A 25,249-nucleotide genomic window follows, 5' to 3' on the forward strand; every position below is an offset into this window, starting at 1 on the left:
GGATGAGGCGGTAACATTTTTCTGCGGTGGTTCTAGGAACTTTTCGAAATTCATAGATCTATTTGACGGCGTGTTTGTCCTCGAGGTCGACCTTAACACATTGAACCGGCGGCTTGACGAGCGACCGGAAAATGAGTGGGGCGGAAAGAAAACGGAACGGGAACTCATTGCGCGATTGCACCAAACGAAAGAAGACATTCCGAAAAACGGAATTATAATCGACGCCACCGCACCGATCGAGCACGTCGTTGACGAGATCTTCCGTCAAAGCGAAGAAAATAAACGCCAACGACAGTAACTTACGGTCGCTTACGGACAGCCCAATACACCGGTGCACCTGGATACGAATAGTCCCATCCACTGCGCTAACGGAGAACGTTAGTTCAACCATGAATAGGCTGCCGGCGCGATCGGTAGCCTATTCAACTATCTGGCAGTTTAGTGCAACTTTCCATTAATTGGTGTCGTATAAGAAGTGAAACGGACGAGATGAACGGCTATAGAGTGAAGAGTGAGAAACTTTTAGGGAGTGAACAAAGTGAGGATGTATTCTAAAAGCATCAGAATATTGATTGGTGTTGTTTTTATCGTTTGTGTAGTGAGAGGTGCAATGGCATTCCAAAGCACATATGCTAAAAGTACGATTAATCAAAGCCACACAAATCCTCCTAACTATCCTGAAAATGAAAATGGAAAGACATACGGTTCTGCTGAAGAAGCCACCTCTGCTGAAATGCTACCTGACTTAATCCATAAAGGAAGTGTTGATGGCATTGCAGGATATGTGTTGAAAAAAGATTATCTCGAAGAACTTGGTCGTGATGTCCCGTTATATGATGTTGATGGGAAAACCATAATTGGTTCTTTTCATATTAGCGGCGCTAAGAATATGAACTTCTATCCTAAAAATAAAAACGGACAGACATACGGTTCTGCCACAGATGCTACTTCTCCAGAAACGGTACCTGAATTAATCAGTGCTATAGGTGTGGATGGCACAAAAGGATATATGCTGAAAAAAGACTATGACGGTGAGCAACCAAAATCACTCGAGGAAGCCATTGCGATACAGAACAGCAGATCACCAGGTGGTCGTGATATTCTGCTGTATGACGTTGATGGTGAAACCGTAATTGGTGTGTTTCATGTTGGAGGAAAGTAACAAAAAAGTAGGTTCAAGTGTTACGCTAACGGAGAACTATAGCTTAATTAACAACTAAGACGCGGCTGCCGGCATGCATCAGCAGCCGCGTTGTGCTAACGGGAAACGATAGCTCAATAATACCAAGAAAGCAGCTGATCAATGTGATCGGCTGCTTTTGTTCAACTAATAGGTAATATAGTATATTTAACCATAGTCCTAACAAGGAGGTCGTTCATGGTTTCAATAACCTCGAAAGAGTTCAAAGCAGTTATTAAGCTCCCTGCGAATATTCGATATGAATATTTTATTAAGAAGGTTGCTGATTCAGAAGAAGTATGGGGGTTGTATGATGACGGTTGGGCAATATCTTCAGATGATAAAGGGAGATTGCTTATTCCGTTCTGGCCCAGGAAAGAATTTGCGGAGTACTGTGCTTATGAAGAATGGTCAAATTATAAAGCACAATGTATCTCATTAGACGAGTTCATTAGTGACTGGTTACCCAATATGGTGAAGGATCAGCATAAGCCATCGATCTTTTGGAATAGAGATGATTCTGCAGTACTTGAGATTCAAGTGATACTAAATGATTTGGAGCAGGAACTTGAAAAGTATTGAGCCATCGTTACGTTAACGGTGTACTATAGCTTAACAATCACCAGAACGAGGCTGCCGGCATGTAACGGCAGCCTCGTAGAGCTAACTGGCAGGATTATTCAACAACATCACGAATACTTCCGAAACGGATATTTAGGGGAGGAAAAGTATGGAGCCTAGATTTGAAACAAACCGCTTAACTCTTAGATTATTTGAACCCTCGGATGCATTATCAGTTCAAGCCTTAGCCGGAAGCGAAGACGTTGCACGGACAACCCTCTCTATTCCTCATCCATATCCAGATGATGCGGCTGAGGCATGGATTGAACGTACTCGAAACGCATCTAAAAACGGGGATATTTTTTCTTTCGCAATGGTCAAAAAGGAAGATGATATGCTTATTGGGTGCGTAAGTTTACGTGTTTCAAAAAGTGAAAACCAGGCTGAACTAGCCTACTGGATTGGTCGTCCTTTTTGGGGGCAAGGTTATGCCACAGAAACAGCACAGAAGATGATTAAATTTGGTTTTGAAGGGTTGGGCTTAAATCACATTTCTGCTGCTGCAATGACAAAGAATCCAGCGTCTTACAAGGTTATGCAGAAAATTGGGATGAAGCCAGAAGACAAATGGCCTAAACAAATCTTAAAGTCTGGAATTTACGAAGATTTAGTTCATTACGGTATGGTTAAATCAGAAACTATTAATGATTAAGCTAACGGGAGATTAGTTACAATAAATGGTATAATGTTTAGGTCAAACCTGATGATTAACAATATATAGAGGTTGCCTATACAGCTTCTGCGAAATCTTAGAACGAGGATGAAAGGGTGGTGATGGCTAATGATAAGAGACGAAATTTCACTCGAAGGAAATCGAGTAAGGTTGATTCCGGCATCACATGAACATTTGGAGGGATTATTCAAGGCAAGTAATCACAGCGATATATGGTCGTACAGCCCAACATGCATCAGTAAGCTAGAAGACTTGGAAGACACAATGGATCAGTGGATGAAGTCAAAAGAGCAGGGATTGAGGTACCCGTTCGTGATTTTTGACAAGAGTACGAGCGAGATTGTTGGCAGCACCAGTTACTTAGATATCTCACTGCTAAACAGAAAACTTGAAATTGGTGGGACTTGGTTGGACCCTAAGGTTTGGAGAACCAGTGTTAATACGGAGTGTAAGTATCTATTACTGAAATATGGATTTGAAGATTTGAATTTGATTCGAGTGCAGTTCCGTACAGATACAAGAAATGAAAGGTCTAACCTCGCAATACAAAGAATTGGAGCACAGTTCGAAGGAACGTTGAGGCAAGAGATGATTGTCCGTGAAGGGTATATTCGAGACTCAAATGTATACAGTATTCTTGATAAAGAGTGGGAATTCGTAAAAGCAAAATTGCTGGATTATTTAAGGACAGAATAACCTGATTATTACGCTAACGGAGAACGTTAACACAATAACACCAGAACGAGGCTGCCAGCACGGCAGCCTCCATTACGTTAACTGGCAGGATAATTCAATCGTTTCTAGAATATTCTCTGAGTTGGATAATTTTATAAACTGTGAATATAACGTTATCTGAAAAATACGCAAAGATTATTTTTTGAAGGGATGATTAAATTGAAGCAAGGGATATTAGTTTATCTAAATGGAACTTCAAGTTCTGGAAAGACCTCCATATCGACTGAACTGATAAATCAGAAAGAGATTCCTTTTTATCATTTATCAATTGATGATTTTTTTAATAATTACAATGATTTTATTAATAATAAATTTCCAGATGAACCTCCAAGAGAAATAGATCATCAAGTTGTCTCACAAATACTTGATGATTCCATATTCTCAGTGTACCATTCGACAATTAAATTGTTATCAGAACTGGGTTTTAATGTAATAGTAGATACCGTAATCGACAATGACAAGAGGTTTAATGAGTTTCTTGATCAATTTTTCGATCAGCCTACGTTATTTATAGGTGTAATATGCTCGAAAGAAGAACTCATAAGAAGAGAGCAAGCAAGAGGAGATAGAAAAATTGGATTGGCAGCTTCACAGTTTAGCAAAGTATATTGCTTTGATGAATATGACCTCGAAGTAAATACTGAAGAGATGAATCCAAAAGAATGTGCCGAAAAGATATTAAGTTTTATTAAGTCCAATAAGGAATACTCGGTATTTAAGCAATTAAATAAAAAAAATGTTAGTGTTTCCTAGATGGCGTATCCAGATACCACCATATTCAAGCATTGGGGCTATCCCCCTTCGGGCTACCGAGGGATTTCAGGATTGAGCTAACTGGGTACTATAGCTCAATAAACAACTAAGACGCGGCTATCGTAATAATTCGGCAACCGCGTTAAGCTAACTGGCAGTAGAGTGCGATTATGACAGAGAATTTTTATGGAATATCTTTTAGTATAGCTTGATAATGAGTACCCAGATAAACTAGTTAGACCGAATATACTAAGCCGTGGAAGGAGAAAAACATGTCTCAATTCCCTGCATTAGAAATAGAAAGATTTGTACTTAGACAGATTAAATAAGAAGATTCAGAAGCCATATATTTCTCTATGAATGAAGTTACGAAATTTTATGATATGGAGAGTTTTACGAAAATCAAACAAGCAGAAGAACTAATTCACAACTGGTGGGAAGGAGTTATAAATCAATAAATCGATCAGAGGTTTTATCCACCTTCATCGATTCATCCCAAGTAAATTATTTATAGTTTTTTTTGAAAATTATTATCATTTGTGGAATAAATTTCTTGTCATCTGATAGGGAACATAATTGGATGCTCTCTGCTTTTTTAAATATTGACGCAAAAAGAGTTTCCTTTTTTATGTTTAGGCCGTATAATATAGGTAATTACTCCTATATTGGGTGAAAATTTACATGAAAATGGGGATATTATGGCGTTTATTGTACTGCTGTTGTTTCTAGCGTTTTTGTACCTACTCCTCTCACTTATTAAGCCGAGCGTCTTCTTAGGATTCACTAAAATGAACTTAACACGTGGAAAGACCGCACTCCTTGCACTAGGCGCTTTTATCCTCATGTGTGTAGCGACTGCCCTTTCTAACTCCGACTCAAAACCCGCTACTACGGTAGCTGCGGAAGCAAAACCGGCAGCTGCCGCTCTATCTCCAGAGGAAAAAGCCAAGATTGAAGCAGAAGCTAAAGCAAAGGCGGAGACCGAAGCTAAGGCTAAAGCTGATGCTGACGCTAAAGCAAAGGCAGACGCTAATATTCCTAAGGAATATAAGTCTGCATTAAAAAAAGCTGAATCTTATGCAAAAACAATGAACATGTCTAAAAGTGCTATTAATGATCAATTAACTTCAGATTATGGTGAAAAGTTCTCTCAAGAATCTGCAAAGTATGCAATAGATAATTTTCAATTTGACTGGAAAGCAAACGCTTTAAAAAAAGCTGAATCTTACGCAAAAACAATGAACATGTCAAAACAAGGAATTTATGATCAACTTATTTCTGAACATGGTGAAAAGTTTACAGAAGACGAAGCACAGTACGCAGTCGACAATATAAAAGCCGATTTCAATAAAAATGCCTTGAATAAAGCAAAAAATTATCAGGATTCAATGAAAATGTCGCCAGCAGCGATACGAGACCAACTAACTTCTAAATACGGTGAAAAATTCACAAAAGAAGAAGCCGATTATGCTATTAAGAATTTGGATAAATAAAACTCAAAACGCCCTTAACTAAAGAATTGGTTGATGGCGTTTGTTAAAGTTCATTACTGATTTACCATTTTAAAAGTTAAAGCTGATTATAGAGATTCTTGTTGAACAAACGGATAACGTTGAATTGAAACCAGCAGCCAGTCTAAGACTTTATTTTTCAAGTCTTGGTTCGCTGCTGTTTTTTTATGGATCAGTCTAAAACTTATTCTTCAAAAAATAACGATTTTCCAGCTGAAAAACCGCGTCAAATCAACAACTACAGTCTAATACTATATTTTCATCAAACATTAGTTCCAAAGCCGCTTAACAAATTTGATTTAACTCCTTGGTAAGAAGCTGAACGAGCTGAAATGCCGATCTTGAGCATAGCAGGGGGGATGGTTTAAAGCCTATTTGTTTTTCATGGCCTCTTGAAATAGTGTAACAAGGTTCTTCGTATAGCTTCCAATCCTGCCACTGACCTCTGCCCGCATAAAATCTTTAGTCATGACAAAACGATCCTCACATCCGCGGCAGACATATCGATAAGTGATCTCCGTATCATCCTTTGAGTCCTCAAACACACGAATATTTCTTTCGACAAGGATTTTTTTTGATAGTTGAACATCTTCGCGAATGCGCTTGGTTAATATTTTTGTTGCCGAGCAGTATAAAAACTTCAATGTAAGAGATGACATTTCAACCTCGATGCTTTTCTTTTCAACAATCTTGAGGGCAACAGGAAGAATGACGGAATCTCTCATCATCTCCATTTCCTTTTTCGTCGGAGGTTCAGAAGCCAGATGAGGTTTTTCTTTTTGATTTTGAATTGATTGTTCTTTATGCTGCGGCAGCATCATACGACTTGATTCCCACAATCCATTACCTTCGAGTTTTTTGCTCACTTATAGTGACCTCCTATTCTTTGTGCCCTCTCGATCGCCTGACCTGAAGTGGTTAGCGATGATGCTCTTACGATAGCCGCGCTTCCATAACGATCCTTTATAATATCAGTAGCTTTATCTAAAGCTCTAGACTTTGTTTGGTCTTCAAAAAGGGTCAGTTGATAGTCTTCATCATCAACCAAGTTGCTAAGCATGATGCCAACGCGGCGTACCGGCATTTTATCCCAGTAACGATAGAATAGTTTTTTTGATGCTTCATACACAACGTTAGTGTTATTAGTCGGATCAGGCATTTTCATCTGCCGAGAGAAGCCCGTAGGCGCATCATAAGGGCTGCACATGCAGCTGACAGAGATAACCCAACCCATATACCCCTTGCGACGGCAATCCCTACAAACCTCTTCTGTGAGCTCTAACAATATCGTGTCTACCTCTCTATTATCAATGTAATCCCTCGGCAAGGTCATCATGTGGCCGACTGATTTAGGAGGTGTATTAAATGTACCAGGTGTCACAGGAGAGTCATCCAAACCGTTTGCGGTTCTCCACATAACCTCTGCGTGGATATCACTTTGTTTGCCAAAACGTGTTCGAAACCTCTCCTTTAACCGTGGTAACGAAGTCCTTGCAATATCCCCAATTGTAGTCATACCGAGCTTAGTAAAATGAGCTGACATACGTGATCCAACCCCAAACATTTTGTGTACAGGTTGCGCCCAAAGTAACTTTTCAATATCCGGTTGATTTAAAGTGAAAATTCCAGTTTCACTTTTTTTTGCCCATATATCTGTTGCCATTTTGGAAAGCATTTTATTTGAACCGATACCGATCCGTACTTTTACCCCCGTTTGTTTGAGTACTTTTTGTTGTATCGAAATAGCCATGGTTATCGGATCCCCAAAAAAGTGGAGACTTCCAGAAACGTCAAGAAACTGCTCGTCTATGGAAAATATTTCCACAAGATCGGTGTACTCCTTATAGATTTGTGTAATCATGAGGGAAACATCAATATAATGCTGCATGCGCGGGCGCATTACAACGAGCTCGGGGCACTTTATCAGGGCTTCGCCTAACCGTTCAGCTGTAGAGATCCCGAAACTTTTTGCAATGGGGCAGGCGGCAAGTATTATACCCGACTTTGCTAGACCACCCGCTACAGCAACCGGTTTGTTTTTACATCCTGGATGATCAGCCTTCTCTACACTCGCGTAAAAGCTTTCACAATCGGCCAAGAAAACGGTCCTTTCACTTTTCCTGATCATTTTAATCGCCTCCGTAAGTTCAGCAGCGTGCTCATGAGTTCTGCTTTTACCAAGCTCCTTAACATTTTAAAATGATGGATGTAACCCCGAACCATATATTCCACATCAACACCTAAAGAGTTCATGTGAGTATGTAGAATTTTAATGTTTTTTTCCCTCATTTTGTTCTTAATTGTTTGCAATTCCGGATAAATGGAACTCTCAACTTCTTGTAGATAGAAAATAACGTGGTTATAGATAATTCTATCCTGATTCACTTTCAGTTCATCAATATCTCTCGCTAACATATCCAGCAAAATAGGAAGTAATGTGTAATCTTTAATTAATTGAATATCTTCTTCTGTCTCATTTATTTGGTTAATTCTCATACTCACACCACCAATGCGAACATATATTCTTATTCTATTATATACCGAACATACGTTTGTTATGCAAGTGTAATTTATGGAAATCACTTCGTATTAAATTAAGGGTCTTCGGATTTTAGAGGGGAATCCAATGTAAATTAGCTTAACGACATTTATATATAAAATCGGATTATAAGGTTGAAATAGCTTCCAAGTCATGCTATCATGTAATAAAGATGTAAAATCGGATTTGGAGGTTGAATACGATGACAGAAGTTTATAACGAGTTTGGAGAGCGAATCAATACTGAGGCAAGATGCGAAGTGTGCCAGGAAAGAGAAGCCAATGGAATAAAACTTAATGAAGTTCCAAACAGATACGTGTTATGGAAAACTCATAAGCTGTGTAACAAGTGCTTGGATGACGCAAAGAATGACCCAATATAACTTTGAGTATTCGGAAAATACACAACAAGAGAAGGAGCTGAAATGATGAAAAAGGAAACAGCGGCAAAAATTGAAAGCTCAAGGGCGAAAATCGAAAAGATACAGGCGAAAATCGTCCGTATACAGGAAGCGTTAAACGGCGGGAAAAACCCGTACAATTACGACGAATGGGATATGCGCACTGCAACGCAGGAACTAAAGGACGCAAACGAATATATGCAAAGGCTGGCAGTCAAAGCCGACGAAGAAACAAACCTTGAAGCAAATCGCATAGAAGCCATTGAAATTTTTCTCGCGAACTGGCGGGAAAAGGCCGAAGGCTACTACCGCAACGAATATACGCAGCTAAAACAGTACGTTGCAGATTATGAAGCGCAGAGCGACGGCAAGTATAACCGCGAACGGTACACAGCGTTCAAAAAGACCATGAAAGAGCGATTTTCAAGCGTGGCAATCGATTTGACACAGTACGGACGGGAATGGGAAACGCGCCTTGCGAAAATCCTTGACAGCGAAAAAGACAACAAGCGCAAAATGCTTATACTGCGAGTGACAAAAATTACAGGTGAAATCACAGACGCGAAAGCCTTGCACATCGGCGACAACGGAGAAATAAACGGTATCGCGGTAGGCGAAAAGGGCAGCGCAAGAGTAGAAACGATAAGCGCGGGCGGCTGGAATATTCAATGCTTTCATTTTCGGGTACTTGTCAAGGAAGTGGCATAATGATGCGGAATTCCTTGGAAGTGATTCTGTAATGGCGTAATATGGTGTATAGATAACACCTTGTAAGCAGAAAGGACAGCCATTATGGACATTCTCAACCTTGTAAACTTCAACATAATTCAAACAGCGGAAAATGAACACGATTTTCAAATCAAGGTGGAGACAAATTCTCCACCTTCTCATTGTCCTCATTGTGGGTGCGTTGCGAACCTTTACAGGCACGATAACAAGGAACATTTGTGTATGGACTTGCCTATCCACGGAAAGCGTGTAGGGCTTCTGATAAAGCGTCAGAGGTATCGTTGTAAGGACTGCACTCAAACCTTTTGGGAACGCATAGACCACACTATCGACGAGAAGCGGAACTGTACGAAGCGTTTGCTCGCCTATATTGAGAAGCAAAGCCTCAAACGTACATTCACGAGCATATCCGAAGACGTGGGACTTAATGAGAAAACGATTCGCAATATCTTTCGTGATTACATTAACCGTCACGAAGAAACGGTGCGTTTTGAAACCCCGAACTGGCTTGGTATTGACGAAATACACATTATCAAGCCTCGTTGTGTGCTGACCAACATTGAGGAACGGACGCTACTGGACGTGCTTCCTAATCGTAACAAAGATACAGTCGTAGGCTACCTTTCTCGTCTCCCAAACAAAGGGCGAATACAATACGTCACAATGGACATGTGGCAACCGTATAAGGACGCTGTGAGGGCTGTACTGCCCAAAGCTATTATCATTGTTGATAAGTTTCACGTTGTCCGTATGGCTAATCAAGCGTTAGAAACCATCCGTAAACAGCTTAGAGAGAGCTTATCAGTGAAGGAACGGCGTGGGCTTATGCACGACCGCTTTATCCTCCTGAAACGCCATAAAGAGCTTACAGAGATGGATAAGATAACGCTTGACCTATGGACAAAGAATCACCCCTCTCTCGGCATTGCTTATGATTTGAAGGAATCCTATTTCGATATTTGGGATAGCGATACAAGACAAAAAGCGTTTCTCAAATACCACGATTGGAAAGCCAAAATACCTAAGGAACTGCAATCCGCTTTTGAGCCTCTTACAAAGGCTATGGCGAATTGGGAACAAGAGATATTCGCCTACTTCGACCATCGCATTACAAACGCTTATACGGAGTCTCTGAATAGCCTGATACGTGTCGTCAATCGATTAGGGCGCGGTTACTCGTTTGACGCTCTACGAGCCAAAATACTATTCACCGAGGGGATTCAAAAGGAGCGTAGACCGAAGTATCAGCGGCGGATCGATAAATACGAAATGGAAGAGAACTTCCCCATGTTCAAGATGCCGCCTGTTATTCGTGAACTAGAAGAAGTTGCGTTGCTTGGAGTCGATATTTCCACCTTGACAGAAAAATTGGAAAAGGGCGAGTTATAAGCCCCTTTCCACTCTATAATTCGAATCTTGCCGATAAGGATCTATATGAGGTGGTTTATAATGACGATGATGTCAGATATCTTTCCGGCAACTTTAGTGATTCTAAGGGCTTTCTCACCTATTTTCTGTAAGACCTTTTCCCATAACGTAGCTGACTATTTTTATTATTCCTACGACTAATTGTAAGAAACAAATAAAGTAGTAGACTAGAAAATAAAGTTGTAGACTGAAAAATAAAGTTGTAGACTCTGAAAAATAAAGTGCTAGACTCTAGACCTCCTCGATCCACTTGATTCTTTCTTGTCGGAGGGGCACTTCTTTGCGAAACTTACTCTTAGCACTTTCTATTGTGTAGGCATATATCGGGCTGTGATTGACTTTAGAACTAATTCCTTTTTTATAAATGTTCAAATGAAATCCTCTTCCGACAGGAGTAATTTCAGCACGAAAGATTATTTTAGCAAGGCTCTGACCACCTTCAATAGCAATAACTTCCCCAGTTATTTTCATAAAATTCGCCACCAGTCTAATACTTATTTCTCAAGGCTACTGCATTTTAAAATTGAAACCCCTGCTGTATCAAGGGTTGTTAGTCTAAAACTTTATTTTCTATGAACACTAATAAGGAGTTTTTGCTATTCAACTGATACAATTTTGGTATGGGACAATCATACAGAACTACCAAAACAACCGTATCAATGATCAACTATCATTTGGCTTTTGCCCGAGATACAGGCGTAAAGTGGGTAGAGATTCAGTTCAAACAGCTTGTTGAGGAAATATGCGCTGAAAACGATTGGGTACTCATTGCAATGGAAGTTATTCCCGATCTTTCTAAACGCGTTGCCAACCGATTCTCCTGCGGAAATCATGGCGAAACTTAAAGGAATAACTTCTCGTCGCCTTCGCGAACAGTTCAAGCACCTGAAGCACTTGCCCTCTCTGGACACGTTCCTACTTTGTCAGTACAGCAGGGAACGTTTCAAGCGAAACTATCAAACGATATGTTGAAGAACAAATAACAAGAGGGTGAAGCTTTCGATAATCAAATGTGCAGCATGTGGACATGAGCCATTTGTAAAAGACAGCAAATTCTCTGAATATCGAAAAGAATATAACCGCTTTGAGAAAGTATTCTGCGGTACTAACAGTTGCCGAGAAGCACACGATAGAGAAATACCAAAAGGATATCAGCTAGTCCATTTTTGGTTTGGTGTATGGAGTGGACTTCGCGTTATGGATATTGAAAACTATAAAGTGGTCAAACGCGCCAAGCAATTAGTAGAACTAGCTTTGAAAGGGTGACATCATGCAGACACTAACCATTCAAATACGCATATTTCCGTCCAAACCGTCTGTATTGGTGGATATGGGCAATGCGTACATTCGGACGGTCAATGAGCTAACTGAGCAAGCAGAAGCATCTGGAACATTTCCAAAGCTAACCTCAAAGACTGTCCATGCGAATCTGCCCTCTGCCGTAAAGAATCAACTCATTCGGGACGCTAAAAGTATATTTCAGAAGTCCAAGAAGGAAAAGAAGCGTCCCATTCTCAAAAAGCGTGTGTACTACGTCAACAATCAGAATTATGCGATTGGAGACGATAGCGTTTCTTTCCCTGTTGTCATGGACGGAAAAGTTCAACGTCTCATCGTTCCTGCGGTCATTGCTGATCGAGAGAAAACATTGCTGTCGAATAGCAAGCATGGGATTCTCCGCGTTGTTCAGAAGTCGGCTAAATGGTTTGTACAAGTATCCATTGAAAGACCGACTGAGCAAGCGGAAGGCGACATCGTGATGGGTATTGATCTTGGCTTAAAAGTACCTGCCGTTGTCGTAACATCCAGCGGCAAGACTACGTTCGTCGGCAATGGAAGAAAGAACAAATATATTCGCCGTAAGTACAACGACAATCGTCGCAAACTTGGAAAACTTAAGAAACTATCAGCCATTCGTAAGCAGCGTGACAAGGAAAGTCGCTACATGAAAGACCAAAACCACAAAATCAGCCGTCAGATCGTCAATATGGCTAACAAAGAGAACGTATCCGTCATGAAGCTGGAGAAGCTGGCTGATATTCGCAAGACGACAAGAACAAGTCGCAAAAACGCTAAGAATCTGCATAATTGGTCGTTCTATCAGTTGCAAAGGTTCATCGCATACAAAGCGGCAATTGCTGGAATCAAAGTCGTAGAAGTGAATCCATCCTACACGTCTCAAACCTGCCCATCCTGCGGTCAGCGCAACAAAGCAAAAGATCGAACGTATCAATGCACCTGCGGTTATACAGCGCATCGAGATCGTGTCGGTGCCATCAACATCATGCGTCAACCTGTGGCAGATGGTAACAGTCTGTCAGCCTAGATAGCTATAGGCTCTGATCTAGGACGGGCTATTGAACTAGCCCTTAACTTAGCAGTTGGGCAAAGCGGAAACGTATGCGCCCGTTAACTAGCTAGGAATCCCACCCTTTCAAGGGTGTGGAGGTTCAAATTCCTCGCATAGATTGTCCCGACATTGAGCGCATGCGTACAACGCGGCGGTATCATTATGGAACGTTCATTTCATCGCGTGTTCTCCTTTTAACGCAAAATTACAGCGTTTCCTTAGCAGGATAGGCGGCCTTTATCGCGTCAAGACAATCGTAGTTTTCCGTTTCGAATACGCGGCTCATAACGTACACGTCCCTATTGGCTATGATTATACTACGGCTGACTCGCTCTCACCGGATGATAAGGGGTAGTCATTGGGATGTCTTAATTGACCTATATAGATGCATCCAATTGTTGCAGTATGTATTGTTAACTGATACAATAGTGTTATGGGACAATTATATAGAACTACCAAAACAACCGTATCATTAATTAATTATCATTTTGTGTTCTGCCCGAGATACAGGCGTAAAGTACTTGTTAATCAGGTGGAGCAACAGTTCAAGCAGCTTGTTCAGGAAATGTGTACTGAACATGATTGGATACTCATTTCGATGGATGTCATGCCTGATCATGTACATATTTTTCTGAACGCCCTACCAACTGATTCTCCTACGGAAATCGTGGCACGATTAAAAGGAGTAAGTTCTCGTCGCCTCCGTGAGCAATTCAAACATCTGATGCATTTGCCTTCTCTTTGGACACGTTCCTACTTTGTCAGTACGGAAGGGGACATTTCAAGCGAAACCATAAAGAGATACGTTGAAGAACAAAAGAAAAGAGGGTGAAACCATACTAACGTTGACCCTCCACACCCTTGAAAGGGTGGGATTTTAGCTAGTTAACATTACGTTTCCTTACCCAACACTGCTAAGTTAAGGGCTAGCAATAGCCGTCCTGAATCAGAGCCTATAGCTATTCAGGCTGACAGACTGTTACCATCTGCCACAGGTTGACGCATGATGTTGATGGCACCGACACGATCTCGATGCGCTGTATAGCCGCAGGTGCACTGATACGTTTGATCTTTTGCTTTTTTGCGCTGACCACAGTATGGGCAGGTTTGCGAAGTATACGCTACAATTTTGATTAAAGTAGTTACTTTGTTTCTCGAACAGCTAGGCCGTATTGTATGATTATATAACCTGATACACGATCACAGGATAAGCCTTTGAGGATGTATCCGTTCACTGATATTGGGGGAAGAGGCTACCAATATTAAGTTGGTGGATACACACACATTCCCACATGAAAATAGAAAAGAATTATCGAAACTAATTTGTGATAGAGTACAGGATTGGTTATAGGAGGGATGGGGAAATGAAATTCATGCGTTCTTTTAAGGTGCTAAGTATTTCGAGCACAATATTGATAACATGTTTACTAGCCACTACAGCAGCAGCTGAACCAACCGCTAAATTTCAAGATATTAACGGTCATTGGGCCCAAGTGAACATAACAAAAGCTGCGTATAAAGGATATGTGGATGGCTATCCAGAGGGGACTTTTAAACCCGAAGCCGCGGTATCTCGGGCCGAGTTTATTAAAATGCTGGTGGCAGCGACAAATCAGGAGATTTTAGTTGTTAATGGAGAATGGTATCAATCTTATATAAATGCTTCGACTCAATCTGGTATACATAGATACGATGATTTCACAAACGACATCAATGGTGAAATTAGCAGGATGGAGATCATCCGATTGATCGTTAGGGCAACGAATACTGAACTTCAAAAGACAACTGTTTCTTTAGATGATAAAGCATTAGTTTACACCGCAACCAAGAAAGGCTTGATTCAAGGACTTTCAGGGGGGAGCTTGGGGCTAGACGAGTCCACCACTAGAGCGCAGGCCGTTTCTGTAATCGAACGTGTACTTAAATTGAATGATAACGAACTTTTACCGATAGATAAGTCAGCAGTACAAATGGCTGAAATAGCAATGACAGGTACCAACTTCATGACCGTACTTAATCGGCCAGCATATAAGACATTCCCCATTCAATATTCTGTAGGGGACGTTGGACTTGGCATCAATCAAATCACGGTAATCGATTCAGACAATCCCAATACTCCCTTCACTATAAGGGATGAAGGAAGCCCAAATCGGTACATCGTTCAATATCAGTTAAGTTGGGATTTAAGTAAATTGCAGCAGGATATACGTGTTTCAGATTATTTCCGTATTTCCGAAAAGGAATGGAATGATCCAATTCAACTGGATGGGACCGAGATTGTAGCTTATCAAGAATCCGGTGAAACAATCACTCATTTACGAATGAGTTTTACCAAAGAACAACTTAGAGCATACATAGATAACGGTGGTCTGTATTATTTTGCTGGTGAACAAAAGGTTCCTTTATTTTATTAGCAAATATCAGACAAGTGACATACATCATTTACTATTAATGGAGGTTATTATTCATGAAATTAATCAAATCATTTAAAATGGTTACTTTGCTAGCAAGCATTACGGCATTCGTTCCTCTTACCTCTACACATGCAGTGGCAGCTGTCAGCTTCACGGATACAAACGGACATTGGGCCGAGTCGGATATCCGACTAGCTGTAGCCAAAGGTTACGTAGATGGGTACGTGGATGAAACTTTCAAACCGAATAATTCGATCACCCGAGCCGAGTTTGTAAAAATGCTGGTGACAGGCCTAGCTTTTCAAACTGATCCTGCCAATAGTGAGTACTGGCACAGCAAGTTCTTAGCATCGGCTCAAGCGAATGGTTTAATTACCAAAGATGAAACGGGCTCTGATTCAGACCTCAATCGGAATATCCTTCGTGATGAAATGGCCAAAATTGCTGTTAGAGGAACAGGTGCAACTACAAATGAAGAAAATAAGTGGATGTATTTAGCAACAAGTAAAGGAATCATTACCGGATTGAATGAAAGCGGTGAATTAGGCATCGACAAGCCTACAACCCGAGCTGAGGCGATTACCGTCATCGAACGTATTTTAAAAATTAAATCAGGAACGGTATTGCCTGCGGATAAATACGCTACGTCAGAAGCGGAAATTGCTTGGCATCGGACGAATGTATATTCAATGGCACCTGAGTATTTTGGTAGCGCTAAGAAGTATAATGGTGTTCCGCGGGAACAGGTATTTCCTTGGGATGAAATTCGATATGAAAGCAAACTTGGGATGTCTGAGGTTGAAAAGTATATTGTGATTGATATGGATGATCCACGTGATCCGAACAAGAAATACTTACAGGACAATATGCGTTGGAATAAGGCAGTTGGAAAGACACGTACACCTGTTGCGGAAATACCATCGAATTCATATGTTTTCCTTTCATTTAATCATGTTGTACGATATGAGACTCCAAAAACTCAGAGCTTTGACATGTCGTATTTACATCTTTTGTCATTTAAAAATGGTAATGAAGACAGTGTAGATGGTGAAGGTAATTTAATCAATATCGCTGGATTCGTGCCTTATGTGAATGATGGTCTTGGATATTACTATCAAGCAGGTAATATTAGCTTCGAGGAAGGAGATAGTGAGGCTCGTCTAATTACAGGTCAAATAGCACCTAAAAATCCTCTTCTCACAACAGATAGAAGTACAGGTATCTATAAAAGTAATGCCAGATCCCTTGGTGAACAAAATGGTGTAGGTATTTATGATTCTGTATTTGATGCTTCCCTGGGAGGCAAATGATGAGCAAAAAGTTTTATAGTTATTTTTTGGTAGCTATTACCTTTTTGAATATAATCCTTTCATTTCCCAATATTTCCGAAGCAGCTGAATTAGCTCCTATTGAGGTCGTTTATTCAGCACCTGTACACCAAGCAAATCCAAGCGATGAATTTTTGTTTTCAAATTCCAGCACATTGAATATTCAAGATGTGACAATAGATTCAACAGATCCCATTGCTAAAGTGGAATTAAAGGATGCTTCTGGTAATGTTCATGGGACTTTGGTTAATGCAGGAGGGAATAAGTATCGCTTAAGCTCTCCTTTAACTGCTGAAAAAATTGAGGTGGTAAGTTCTCTTTCTTTAGAACTTGGGAAAGGGCCTTTTCAGTGGTTTCGTGACCCTGGTAATAAGCGGGTATGGATGTATGATTACGATGAACCTCCTGCAGTAGGAGAAGATCCATTGGCGGTTACTCAAACCAATAGGCATTATTTGAGAAATCCAAGTATTGTATCACAACCTTCACAAGTTTCTTGTGATTACACAATGAGACCAATCGAAAATTTGACTCCTTTCCCTACAACTTTTCCGGACAACAGACCTTGCAATCAAGCAACAACAACGCGTTCCGGAAACTTAAATATGCCAAGTGCATTTAGCTTCGATTATGGAAATATAAAATTACCCAAAGAGTACGTATCCGGTTTTAGTCTAAGAGAAGAAGATCTCTTATTTGATCCTGATAGCACAATGAACCTCAGAAACAGCAACATATCAAACAAAAAAATCATGCCTATCAATCAATCTACATTCGGCTATCGCTTCGATTACACAATAACGTTCGATGTGAATTATGATAGGCTGATTTCGGATGATTCAAACGGTTTAGTTATCGAATGGTACGACCGATGGACCATCAAAGTTCGAGGCAACACCTACAAGTATCCAAAACTAAAAGCCTATGCTACTACAGGGCCACCAGCAACTAAACCTGACCTTACCGTCAACTCGCTAACAGGACCAAGTTGTATTGAATCAAACGTATCAGCTCACTTCAAATACACCATTGAAAACAAATACGTCGAAATTAATAAAGGATTTAAAACTTCCATAAGTGTTGATGGAATTACCGTTGCGACCCATGACTATTCTGCTGGGATTGGAATTACAACACTTACCGGTGAGTTTGACTACACATTTTCGGCAAATACAATGAAAAGTATAACCGTATTTGTGGATAGCAATGATGATGTTGATGAATCTAACAACAATAATAACAGTTTAACTGTTATTTTTACGGCGAAAAATGATTGTTCGGGAAATCCAACTGATCCTGGACCTTGTACGGGAGATTGCACCTCAGCTCTAATAGTGGAATTGTCTGTGCGTTTTCCAGTTATTGAGTGGAAGGATACGGATATCTTCGAGGTTAAAATAAAGAATCCCACAGCATCGAGTTGCACACCTGTTGAAGGCAGGTTTGCGATTGAGCAGGGCAGTAAAGCATACCAATATCCCTATAGACCCGTAGTGGGCAATATCGATGATATCGCGTTTGCTTGGAATGGGACGAAGTATCCGGGAGATATGGCAGTAGGAAACGTTCAAGTTTTCTACGCGCTCCATGATAGCTGCGGAAAAACAGCGTACGCGGGACCCAAACCTTTTGAAATTATTAAAACAGCGGGGGCGCCTACCGTATCGTTAGCTTGGTTCGATTCATCTACGAATCAAGAGGTAATCGAAGTTGTTCAAGGTGCAAATGTTTATTTAAAACCTACGATCTCGGATAGTCGCAACGAGAAGGTAACGAGGCTATGGAACTTTAATAACGGATCTTCTTGGGTTGCGGGCTTGCCGTTAGCTCAGGGTTGGTCAACCCCGCTAAATGCGGTTCAATATACCAACATAACGGCTGCTGAAAAGGGATCGCATAAAGTGTGTGTAACAGGCACGAACGAGTCCGGCGTCAGCGCTACTGGTTGTTCGATCTTATATGTTATTGGACCGGAACCGATAGCTGTAATCGATGTTAGTGGTTGGCTAAAGGAAGATCGTCGTATCCAGTTATCCGGCGAACGTAGCAGCAGTCCTAAGCATTCTACATTAACCTATGCATGGTCAATCAGTCCGGTAGCAGGCGAAACACAAGGAACCTTGGCAGATTTGACTTATATCAATCCTTTAACTGGCAAAGAGAAAGATTTTAAAACTTCGAAGCTTGGCCAGTATAAAATATCTCTTACTGTCACAGATACCGAAGGATTAACGGGTGATGCAGTTAAAACGATCGTTGTGCAGCCTGATATCGATCCAGTCGTGACGGTAATTGGAAATGGCGTTACGACTCGGCAGCCTACTGATAGGGGACTTGGCACTTTTACCATAGTAGGTACAGCTGTAAGCAATGATCAAGATATTATTTCCAAACGTTATTGGTCCTTTACGTATGATGCAAACAATGACTCCATATTTAACGAACCTATGACACCGGAAATTGACGAGGATGATTTCGTAGTTGGTTGGGAGTATCCTTACATGGTAGGGGGAGAACAACTGATAGTTTCTTATACTGGGAATCATACCATTCTCCTGAAAGGGGCGAATGTGGGTAAATTTAAATCCCAGTTACGAGCCATTGAAATACCTGGTCAACCTACGGATCTGAGATATTAAACATCATTGTCAGGACCGGATTCGATACAATCGTATTGTTTCCGGTCCTTTGTATAAAAAGGAGAAATTGAGAGTAAACAAGTTTAAATCTGTCCTTTCTTTATTGTTGTAATTACAGAAAATAGGTGAGAAAGCCCTTGGCTTCAGCCATGGGATGAATCGGCTTAGGACAAGGGATAGCCTTTAGGCTGTCTTAATTGTCCTACATGGTTACACCTCATTGGTCAAACGCGGCAAACAATGAGTAGAACTAGCTTTGAAAGGGTGACATCATGCAGACACTAACCATTCAAATACGCATATTTCCGTCCAAACCGTCTGTATTGGTGGATATGGGCAATACGTACATTCGGACGGTCAATGAGCTAACTGAGCAAGCAGAAGCGTCTGGAACATTTCCAAAGCTAACCTCAAAGACCGTCCATGCGAATCTGCCCTCTGCCGTAAAGAATCAACTCATTCGGGACGCTAAAAGTATATTTCAGAAGTCCAAGAAGGAAAAGAAGCGTCCCATTCTCAAAAAGCGTGTGTACTACGTCAACAATCAGAATTATGCGATTGGAGACGATAGCGTTTCTTTCCCTGTTGTCATGGACGGAAAAGTTCAACGTCTCATCGTTCCTGCGGTCATTGCTGATCGAGAGAAAACATTGCTGTCGAATAGCAAGCATGGGATTCTCCGCGTTGTTCAGAAGTCGGCTAAATGGTTTGTACAAGTATCCATTGAAAGACCGACTGAGCAAGCGGAAGGCGACATCGTGATGGGTATTGATCTTGGCTTGAAAGTACCTGCCGTTGTCGTAACATCCAGCGGCAAGACTACGTTCGTCGGCAATGGAAGAAAGAACAAATATATTCGCCGTAAGTACAACGACAATCGTCGCAAACTTGGAAACCTTAAGAAACTATCTGCCATACGTAAGCAGCGTGACAAGGAAAGTCGCTACATGAAAGACCAAAACCACAAAATCAGCCGTCAGATCGTCAATATGGCTAACAAAGAGAACGTATCCGTCATTAAGCTGGAGAAGCTGGCTGATATTCGCAAGACGACAAGAACAAGTCGCAAAAACGCTAAGAATCTGCATAATTGGTCGTTCTATCAGTTGCAAAGGTTCATCGCATACAAAGCGGCAATCGCTGGAATCAAAGTCGTTGAAGTGAATCCATCCTACACGTCTCAAACCTGCCCATCCTGCGGTCAGCGCAACAAAGCAAAAGATCGAACGTATCAATGCACCTGCGGTTATACAGCGCATCGAGATCGTGTCGGTGCCATCAACATCATGCGACAACCTGTGGCAGATGGTAACAGTCTGTCAGCCTAGATAGCTATAGGCTCTGATCTAGGACGGGCTATTGAACTAGCCCTTAACTTAGCAGTTGGGCAAAGCGGAAACGTATGCGCCCGTTAACTAGCTAGGAATCCCACCCTTTCAAGGGTGTGGAGGTTCAAATTATCGACAAGTATAAGCGATGGGAATGTCACGCTGGCCAAGGAAGCTAAAAATATCTTTGTATCGGAAATAGACAATGACAATCCGGATGTTACCTTTACAGCACAGGTATTGCCACAGAGCCCATGCCGATCAATGCCGTTGGAGTAACACCAACAGAATTTATGAGTGCATCTTGGGTAAATACGAATTTAAGCAATGGAAATATTCCGAAAACTTGGGACATTAACCCCTTGACAGGATCACATTTGGGATATCAGAAAACAGTAGAGGTACCTGTAAAAATCGATGATGATTGCTTTTGTTTAGATTTAGATTTATGTGGCAGGATCAGGGTAGATTCGCTTGCTGTGCATCAACCAACAAGATTTAGTAATTTGGCTTATCGTAGGAGGAGATTGAGTGGATTATTTACAAATAAATCAAGGACTGACAACATCAAAGTTTTTTCTATTATATAGTGCCTGCGGACTTGCAATATCGTTAATCCCGCTAATAGCAATTGGAGTATTGTACTACAAGGATTATAAGAAAGGAGAATTAACGGAGAAGAAAAAGAAGATTTATAAAAATGGTGCAATCGCGTTAGTATTTTCTTTTATTATACTTTGGCCATTTCTTCTAGTAGTCACGATATGTTATCCATTATTCAAAGATAAATTTAAAGGAAACTAAATAGAAAATACACCCCGCAGGTTGGTTTTGTAAGTATACCATATTTATTTTCAAGTACTAGGTTTCCGCTTTTAAGTCAGTTTGATGCTTATTTTGAAGGGTTAACGTATCGTTTCATAAAGATGAAATGAAAAACAATACTTCCTGATACTTTATTATTAGTGACTATTTACCGCAATAAGGATATAAATAGTGTTAAACTAATGGATATACATATACGTTAGATCTCCATAGAACTTAGACTAACGTAGAACGATAATTCAGTAAACAACTAATAATGAGGCTGCTGACATGATCGGGAACCTCATTATGGATAGCACTCCTATTTATAAATTGCATCATCCAACGAGTGTGAACACTGACTGTTATTGCCTAAAAATTAGGATCGTTTGTACACGTAACTAGATAAGGAAAAGAGGGGTTTATCTGAAGAAAAGTATTTTTATTGTTACTCATGGCGTTGTATTAATTTTAAGTACTCTACTTTCCTTAACGGCATATTCTGAGAGTATCGAGTCTGCACCTAATCTGCCAGTAAAGCCTTATGGATTCGATGTTGTAATAAATACGGATAATAATGTTTCAAGTTTCTCACCTATAAAGCTTGTTTCGCTTGATAAAGATAAAGAGTTGTCGGAAGAGGATTCAGCGTTATACAGTGAGAATGCATACTATGATCAAGTAACTCTTACCTCTAGAGCTTTTAATGCATTTGCCTATGATTCAAATTATACAACTGATACTCTTGCGAGATTAGCAAAAGACTCTGCTGTAAAGTTGGTTTGCACGGTCGCCACGGATAATTCATCTTGGTCAGGTTCAGGTTTTTTTGTAAAGCCAAATTATATAGCTACAGCTGCGCATGTTATAGCTGGAGTGGATAGCTGCACGGTAGAGGATAACAATCATAGAATTATGTCCGTAGTGGGGATAGCTGATTTACAAGCAAATCATGATTTTGTTGTATTAAAGGTAGATGGTACTGGTATTCCCGTTACGTTTGCTGATTCTGAGGATACTTTCAAGGATGCCGCACTCATGGTGATCGGCTCTACAAATACAAAGTTTAATAATGACATGAGGGGAAGAGTAATTAAGCGTGTCAGATATCTAAATGGAACCAAGGCTTTTGAAACTACAGTTAAGAGTGAGCCAGGAAATAGTGGAGGCATGGTGATAAATGACAGGGGTGAGGTTATTGCTACTGTTGTCTCATCTACACATGGGGCAGATGGTAAGACTTTAGTTTCTTACTATCATTTTTCTGACCACCTCAGCAAGAGTGTATCGGGGTTAACAGAGGAATCAGAGCTAACATTTTTTGATCCTGATAGAACAACTAGTATTTCACGAATAGAAGAGATGTCCCCTATTGAGATTAGATACACAGGTGCAGCAGATATGGATGAGATGGATAAAGTCTTTGCATTAGCGGATGCAATTAAGAAGTGGATGGTACAAGACCCGAAAGAATCAGAAAAATACTTCTACAATACGGGTATTAGTGGAGATAATTTAACTGAGATTGAGTTACTGGTTGGTATGCATTTTAGTGATTATGCTCGCGCTTTAGGAGGAGAAACAAGCGTAATAGAACGTTTACAGTATACAACCGCAACGGAATTCATACCTACATTACTAGAAACTTTACCAGAGAATCCTTCTAAGTACCAGCGCTACTATTCATCTAGCAGCTATTTAGATACTATCGTTTTACGTGCCTACAGAGTAGGGAAAACGGGCTATAAGGCTATTGTAAACACAAGAATCCGCGTCACTACAATTGATGAAGAAACGTATGTACCTACAGAAAAAAAGACGCCATACGAGACAAAATTGGTTGATATTCTGGATGGACCAGATGGATTTAGAATAACTGGTATAACGGACATAAAGTGACAATAAAGAAGGTGGTCTCGGTTTATGAGATTCGCCAAATACATTTACTGTTTAAGCCGATTTGTCCATTCCTCTAAACTTCTATACTCAAATGGTAAGATTGTAGGAGGGGGGATGAATCGGCTTTTTAGTCCCCATAAACATAGTAATAATTAATCATTTAGCTTTTGAAATTACTGTTGTCGTAAATAATCATTCGATGATCAAGAATATTTCAGCTTGGGCAGAGGACAATGTTGCTTACGCGCAAATTTACACTAAGGGGGATGATGTAATGGGATTTAAGGTGAGCTTTAATTCAATCGTTTTTTCTTTATTTCTTCTAATTTCCTCTATTTATACAACTTGGTTGAACAAGGAAGATTTTTATTCATTACAAAATTCAATTGAAAGCGGAAAAATTTTTCTTGAGGATGGTAGGCCAATTGTTGAGGGGTTATTCCAAATCAATATACTCATACCTTGTTTATTATTCGCAGGGGGATTGCTCTATTTGATTAAGAGTATTTGGTTATTTATTAGATCGCCGTATACAACACAATGAAAACTAAATTGTTGAGGTCGAAGTCATGTATATCTTAAGTCAAACTAGATTTAATATACTGAACGTTACCGGTAATGAGCATGACTTTCATATTAGGGTGGAGATGAATGCTCCACCTTTGGCTTGTCCTCATTGTGGATGCGTAACGAACCTCTACAAGCACGACAAGAACAACTTTGTATGGGCTTACCAATCCACGGAAGCGTGTAGGGCTTCTCATAAAACGTCAGAGGTATCGTTGTAGAGATTGCGAGCAAATCTTCTGGTAACGCCCTAGACCATACCATTGATGAGAAACGAAATGAACGAGAAAACCTTTCGCAACATCTTTCGAGATTACATTAAACTTTCTCGAAGAAACTTCTATCCTAATTTTTCTTTCCGTATGATTTGCTTGGGATTGTTCTTACCTTTAACTAATTTTACGCTTTCCTGAAGAGCATCCAAAAGATCAACCACGACCTCAGATTCCTGAGCGGGATTTGAAACAATCAGTTGACCTGAAATTTTCGATTGAATCGCATTCAATAATCGCTCTTGTTCAGGATTTGTATAAGATTCTAAGTCAGAAGTGCCCGTCAGGCCCTTAACAATTTGTAAAGCTAATTTTAAATGTCCAGGATCGACCGATATATTGGTAGCAAGATTTGGAACATTTTCAGATGGTCGGATTTCATTTGTATAATACATCGTTGCCAGTTGAATGCAGTTTCCATTAATAGGCTTCAAAACACACAATTTAGTATTCGATCGAAGTGTCATTTTTCCAATTGCTATTTTTTTTGACGCTTCTAGTGCCTTAAGAAGCAAATAGTAGGCATTTGCACCATGAGTATCAGGTCCAAGAAAATAAACTTTTTGTGTAAACATTAAATCAACTTTTAGCTCATCAGCAAAATCAAGGATACTAATTTTTTTACTCGTATCATCGTGGATTTTGTCCAGCTCATCTTTGTCGAAAGTCACAAACTGATTCGTATCCAGAGGATAGCCCTTAATCAGATCTTCTGGTTCCACTACACTCTGACATGAATGGCAATATCGCTGGTTTTTAATTGTTCCATGACAACTTTTGTGGAGCAGATGAAGAACAATCTCCTTTTCTTCTGTGGCCGCATATAGCTTAACTGGAATGTGAACTAACCCAAAACTAATGGCACCTTTCCATATTGTATGCATCTGAGCACCTCCTAATATCAATACTAGAAGTCTTTCCCATTTCCAAGAAGATATAAACTGAAAAGTAATAAAGTTTTGAACTAGAAACTAAGCTGGCTCAGTGGTTATTAAAGGAGAGTTCGGTTAATATTGGTTCACAGTTATTTTCAGTATCGTATGTCCGTGCATTTGGTAGCGGTAACCCAGAACAGACAT

25 protein-coding genes and 2 pseudogenes are annotated in these 25,249 nt (G+C 40.3%); 21 read left to right on the forward strand and 6 right to left on the reverse strand.

The window, feature by feature from the left end; translation table 11 throughout:
* From LRL21_RS43085 to LRL21_RS43115, 7 genes and pseudogenes are all read left to right on the forward strand, one after another.
* Positions 1-298, forward strand: a pseudogene (locus LRL21_RS43085) (nucleoside kinase); the annotation flags it as partial.
* 246 nt (positions 299-544) lie between these two features.
* Positions 545-1,162: a hypothetical protein gene (locus LRL21_RS43090; RefSeq protein WP_240421915.1), complete on the forward strand. Its 618-nt coding sequence runs from the start codon at positions 545-547 to the stop codon at positions 1,160-1,162.
* Between the two features lie 216 nt (positions 1,163-1,378).
* Complete coding sequence (locus LRL21_RS43095) at positions 1,379-1,762, forward strand: DUF2750 domain-containing protein (RefSeq protein ID WP_240421916.1); 384 nt, start codon at positions 1,379-1,381, stop codon at positions 1,760-1,762.
* A 148-nt stretch (positions 1,763-1,910) separates the two neighbouring features.
* Positions 1,911-2,453, forward strand: a complete 543-nt coding sequence (locus LRL21_RS43100; RefSeq protein WP_240421917.1) for a GNAT family N-acetyltransferase — start codon at positions 1,911-1,913, stop codon at positions 2,451-2,453.
* 129 nt (positions 2,454-2,582) lie between these two features.
* On the forward strand, positions 2,583-3,170 hold the full coding sequence (locus LRL21_RS43105; protein ID WP_240421918.1) for a GNAT family N-acetyltransferase: 588 nt from the start codon (positions 2,583-2,585) through the stop codon (positions 3,168-3,170).
* A gap of 198 nt (positions 3,171-3,368) precedes the next feature.
* On the forward strand, positions 3,369-3,962 hold the full coding sequence (locus tag LRL21_RS43110) for a chloramphenicol phosphotransferase CPT family protein (RefSeq protein WP_240421944.1): 594 nt from the start codon (positions 3,369-3,371) through the stop codon (positions 3,960-3,962).
* 788 nt (positions 3,963-4,750) lie between these two features.
* Positions 4,751-5,455 carry an Ltp family lipoprotein gene (locus LRL21_RS43115; protein ID WP_240421919.1) on the forward strand — a complete coding sequence of 235 codons (705 nt, stop codon included), beginning with the start codon at positions 4,751-4,753 and terminating at the stop codon, positions 5,453-5,455.
* 389 nt (positions 5,456-5,844) lie between these two features.
* Here LRL21_RS43115 and LRL21_RS43120 read toward each other — a convergent pair whose 3' ends face one another.
* The 3 genes from LRL21_RS43120 to LRL21_RS43130 are packed head-to-tail and all read right to left on the reverse strand — an operon-like array spanning position 5,845 to position 7,969.
* Complete coding sequence (locus LRL21_RS43120) at positions 5,845-6,339, reverse strand: YhjD family protein (protein ID WP_240421920.1); 495 nt, start codon at positions 6,337-6,339, stop codon at positions 5,845-5,847.
* Positions 6,336-7,601: a DNA polymerase IV gene (locus tag LRL21_RS43125; RefSeq protein ID WP_240421921.1), complete on the reverse strand. Its 1,266-nt coding sequence runs from the start codon at positions 7,599-7,601 to the stop codon at positions 6,336-6,338. The genes LRL21_RS43120 and LRL21_RS43125 overlap by 4 nt, the downstream gene beginning before the upstream one ends.
* Positions 7,598-7,969, reverse strand: coding sequence for a YhjD family protein (locus LRL21_RS43130; protein WP_240421922.1), 372 nt, complete (start codon positions 7,967-7,969; stop codon positions 7,598-7,600). Before LRL21_RS43130 ends, LRL21_RS43125 begins: the two co-directional genes overlap by 4 nt.
* A 467-nt stretch (positions 7,970-8,436) precedes the next feature.
* On the opposite strand from LRL21_RS43130, the gene LRL21_RS43135 reads away from it, so the two are divergent.
* Entirely contained in the window at positions 8,437-9,120 is a 684-nt protein-coding gene (locus LRL21_RS43135) for a hypothetical protein (protein WP_240421923.1), read from the forward strand.
* Positions 9,121-9,204: 84 nt separating this feature from the next.
* Positions 9,205-10,530, forward strand: a complete 1,326-nt coding sequence (locus LRL21_RS43140; protein WP_240421924.1) for an ISL3 family transposase — start codon at positions 9,205-9,207, stop codon at positions 10,528-10,530.
* 270 nt (positions 10,531-10,800) lie between these two features.
* Here the strand turns inward: LRL21_RS43140 and LRL21_RS43145 are convergent, their stop codons facing one another.
* Positions 10,801-11,040, reverse strand: a complete 240-nt coding sequence (locus LRL21_RS43145) for a hypothetical protein (protein ID WP_240416713.1) — start codon at positions 11,038-11,040, stop codon at positions 10,801-10,803.
* 149 nt (positions 11,041-11,189) lie between these two features.
* Between LRL21_RS43145 and LRL21_RS47135 the strand changes: the two genes are divergently transcribed.
* The 5 genes and pseudogenes from LRL21_RS47135 to tnpA all read left to right on the forward strand — a co-directional run bounded on the left by LRL21_RS47135 (position 11,190) and on the right by tnpA (position 13,751).
* Positions 11,190-11,414 carry a hypothetical protein gene (locus LRL21_RS47135; protein WP_420832568.1) on the forward strand — a complete coding sequence of 75 codons (225 nt, stop codon included), beginning with the start codon at positions 11,190-11,192 and terminating at the stop codon, positions 11,412-11,414.
* A gap of 56 nt (positions 11,415-11,470) precedes the next feature.
* Positions 11,471-11,563 (forward strand): annotated as a pseudogene (locus LRL21_RS47140) (transposase); the annotation flags it as partial.
* The gene (locus LRL21_RS43155) at positions 11,560-11,835 is read left to right on the forward strand and encodes a hypothetical protein (RefSeq protein WP_240421925.1); all 276 of its coding nucleotides are present in this window, start codon (positions 11,560-11,562) and stop codon (positions 11,833-11,835) included. The pseudogene LRL21_RS47140 and the gene LRL21_RS43155, both read left to right, overlap by 4 nt.
* A gap of 4 nt (positions 11,836-11,839) precedes the next feature.
* The gene (locus LRL21_RS43160; protein ID WP_240421926.1) at positions 11,840-12,895 is read left to right on the forward strand and encodes an RNA-guided endonuclease InsQ/TnpB family protein; all 1,056 of its coding nucleotides are present in this window, start codon (positions 11,840-11,842) and stop codon (positions 12,893-12,895) included.
* Between the two features lie 457 nt (positions 12,896-13,352).
* Positions 13,353-13,751: an IS200/IS605 family transposase gene (tnpA, locus tag LRL21_RS43165; protein ID WP_240421927.1), complete on the forward strand. Its 399-nt coding sequence runs from the start codon at positions 13,353-13,355 to the stop codon at positions 13,749-13,751.
* Between the two features lie 131 nt (positions 13,752-13,882).
* Here tnpA and LRL21_RS46570 read toward each other — a convergent pair whose 3' ends face one another.
* Positions 13,883-14,113 carry a zinc ribbon domain-containing protein gene (locus LRL21_RS46570; protein WP_338044775.1) on the reverse strand — a complete coding sequence of 77 codons (231 nt, stop codon included), beginning with the start codon at positions 14,111-14,113 and terminating at the stop codon, positions 13,883-13,885.
* Between the two features lie 170 nt (positions 14,114-14,283).
* Here LRL21_RS46570 and LRL21_RS43175 point away from each other — a divergent pair, with 170 nt between their 5' ends.
* From LRL21_RS43175 to LRL21_RS43205, 7 genes are all read left to right on the forward strand, one after another.
* Entirely contained in the window at positions 14,284-15,333 is a 1,050-nt protein-coding gene (locus LRL21_RS43175; RefSeq protein WP_240421928.1) for an S-layer homology domain-containing protein, read from the forward strand.
* Between the two features lie 53 nt (positions 15,334-15,386).
* Positions 15,387-16,643, forward strand: coding sequence for an S-layer homology domain-containing protein (locus tag LRL21_RS43180; RefSeq protein WP_240421929.1), 1,257 nt, complete (start codon positions 15,387-15,389; stop codon positions 16,641-16,643).
* Positions 16,640-19,300, forward strand: a complete 2,661-nt coding sequence (locus tag LRL21_RS43185; RefSeq protein ID WP_240421930.1) for a CARDB domain-containing protein — start codon at positions 16,640-16,642, stop codon at positions 19,298-19,300. Before LRL21_RS43180 ends, LRL21_RS43185 begins: the two co-directional genes overlap by 4 nt.
* A 272-nt stretch (positions 19,301-19,572) precedes the next feature.
* Complete coding sequence (locus tag LRL21_RS43190; protein WP_240421931.1) at positions 19,573-20,628, forward strand: RNA-guided endonuclease InsQ/TnpB family protein; 1,056 nt, start codon at positions 19,573-19,575, stop codon at positions 20,626-20,628.
* A gap of 531 nt (positions 20,629-21,159) precedes the next feature.
* Positions 21,160-21,432: a hypothetical protein gene (locus LRL21_RS43195; RefSeq protein WP_240421932.1), complete on the forward strand. Its 273-nt coding sequence runs from the start codon at positions 21,160-21,162 to the stop codon at positions 21,430-21,432.
* A 630-nt stretch (positions 21,433-22,062) separates the two neighbouring features.
* Positions 22,063-23,331 carry a S1 family peptidase gene (locus LRL21_RS43200; protein WP_240421933.1) on the forward strand — a complete coding sequence of 423 codons (1,269 nt, stop codon included), beginning with the start codon at positions 22,063-22,065 and terminating at the stop codon, positions 23,329-23,331.
* 199 nt (positions 23,332-23,530) lie between these two features.
* A complete protein-coding gene (locus LRL21_RS43205) occupies positions 23,531-23,875 on the forward strand; it encodes a hypothetical protein (protein ID WP_240421934.1) in 345 nt (114 codons plus the stop codon).
* A gap of 363 nt (positions 23,876-24,238) precedes the next feature.
* Here LRL21_RS43205 and ku read toward each other — a convergent pair whose 3' ends face one another.
* A complete protein-coding gene (gene ku, locus LRL21_RS43210) occupies positions 24,239-25,054 on the reverse strand; it encodes a non-homologous end joining protein Ku (protein WP_240421935.1) in 816 nt (271 codons plus the stop codon).
* Between the last annotated feature and the right edge of the window lie 195 nt (positions 25,055-25,249).

The sequence above is a fragment of the Paenibacillus periandrae genome, from assembly GCF_022458865.1.
Taxonomy (GTDB): Bacteria; Bacillota; Bacilli; order Paenibacillales; family NBRC-103111; genus Paenibacillus_S; species Paenibacillus_S periandrae.

Bases quoted from the DNA above. Each gene is read 5' to 3' on its own strand.
- LRL21_RS43090 (WP_240421915.1), top strand. From the start codon at position 545: ATGTATTCTAAAAGCATCAGAATATTGATTGGTGTTGTTTTTATCGTT.
- LRL21_RS43095 (WP_240421916.1), top strand. From the start codon at position 1,379: ATGGTTTCAATAACCTCGAAAGAGTTCAAAGCAGTTATTAAGCTCCCT.
- LRL21_RS43100 (WP_240421917.1), top strand. From the start codon at position 1,911: ATGGAGCCTAGATTTGAAACAAACCGCTTAACTCTTAGATTATTTGAA.
- LRL21_RS43105 (WP_240421918.1), top strand. From the start codon at position 2,583: ATGATAAGAGACGAAATTTCACTCGAAGGAAATCGAGTAAGGTTGATT.
- LRL21_RS43115 (WP_240421919.1), top strand. From the start codon at position 4,751: ATGAACTTAACACGTGGAAAGACCGCACTCCTTGCACTAGGCGCTTTT.
- LRL21_RS43125 (WP_240421921.1), bottom strand. From the start codon at position 7,601: ATGATCAGGAAAAGTGAAAGGACCGTTTTCTTGGCCGATTGTGAAAGC.
- LRL21_RS43130 (WP_240421922.1), bottom strand. From the start codon at position 7,969: ATGAGAATTAACCAAATAAATGAGACAGAAGAAGATATTCAATTAATT.
- LRL21_RS43135 (WP_240421923.1), top strand. From the start codon at position 8,437: ATGATGAAAAAGGAAACAGCGGCAAAAATTGAAAGCTCAAGGGCGAAA.
- LRL21_RS43140 (WP_240421924.1), top strand. From the start codon at position 9,205: ATGGACATTCTCAACCTTGTAAACTTCAACATAATTCAAACAGCGGAA.
- LRL21_RS43145 (WP_240416713.1), bottom strand. From the start codon at position 11,040: ATGAAAATAACTGGGGAAGTTATTGCTATTGAAGGTGGTCAGAGCCTT.
- LRL21_RS47135 (WP_420832568.1), top strand. From the start codon at position 11,190: ATGGGACAATCATACAGAACTACCAAAACAACCGTATCAATGATCAAC.
- LRL21_RS43160 (WP_240421926.1), top strand. From the start codon at position 11,840: ATGCAGACACTAACCATTCAAATACGCATATTTCCGTCCAAACCGTCT.
- tnpA (WP_240421927.1), top strand. From the start codon at position 13,353: ATGGGACAATTATATAGAACTACCAAAACAACCGTATCATTAATTAAT.
- LRL21_RS43175 (WP_240421928.1), top strand. From the start codon at position 14,284: ATGAAATTCATGCGTTCTTTTAAGGTGCTAAGTATTTCGAGCACAATA.
- LRL21_RS43180 (WP_240421929.1), top strand. From the start codon at position 15,387: ATGAAATTAATCAAATCATTTAAAATGGTTACTTTGCTAGCAAGCATT.
- LRL21_RS43185 (WP_240421930.1), top strand. From the start codon at position 16,640: ATGATGAGCAAAAAGTTTTATAGTTATTTTTTGGTAGCTATTACCTTT.
- LRL21_RS43190 (WP_240421931.1), top strand. From the start codon at position 19,573: ATGCAGACACTAACCATTCAAATACGCATATTTCCGTCCAAACCGTCT.
- LRL21_RS43205 (WP_240421934.1), top strand. From the start codon at position 23,531: ATGATCAAGAATATTTCAGCTTGGGCAGAGGACAATGTTGCTTACGCG.
- ku (WP_240421935.1), bottom strand. From the start codon at position 25,054: ATGCATACAATATGGAAAGGTGCCATTAGTTTTGGGTTAGTTCACATT.